Here is a 528-nt window from a genome sequence, read left to right on the forward strand (position 1 = left end):
GCCCGCCGCTGGACTCGGTCGCGCTGCTCTCGCTCGGCACCGGGCGCAACCTCGAGTACCTGCGCGGGCGCCGCCACGACTGGGGCTTCGCCCAGTGGGCGCGGCCGCTGATCAGCCTGATGCTGGACGGCACCGTCGGCATCGCCGACTACCAGTGCCGGCAGCTGCTCGGCGAGCGCTATCACCGCCTCGCCCCCGCCTTCCCGCCGGGACTGCGCATCGGCATGGACGAGATCCGGCGCCTGCCGGAGCTCGGGCGCTTCGCCGAGGCCCTCCCCATCGACGACACCCTCGCCTGGCTGCGCCGGTGGTGGGTGGAATGACGGCGGGCTCCGGTCGCGAACGCCGGCGCGTTGGGGCACCGCTGGATCGGCGGCTCGACCTCGTCCTTGGTGCGGAACCCCCGCACGCGGTGCGGCCGATGGCGGGCGTCATCAGCGCCGCGTCGTGCCTGTACGCCCACCGGACCGCGAGCTCGAGCGCCCGCCGCGCGTAGAGGCACGCCGTGCGCGGGCCGGCGCGCACGGC

General features: G+C 75.9%; 1 protein-coding gene. It reads left to right on the forward strand.

The window, feature by feature from the left end:
* The coding region (locus NZ773_16360; GenBank protein ID MCS6803497.1) for a hypothetical protein at positions 1-323 on the forward strand (323 nt) is incomplete at its 5' end.
* Between the last annotated feature and the right edge of the window lie 205 nt (positions 324-528).

The organism is Dehalococcoidia bacterium, from assembly GCA_025054935.1.
Taxonomy (GTDB): Bacteria; Chloroflexota; Dehalococcoidia; order SpSt-223; family SpSt-223; genus JANWZD01.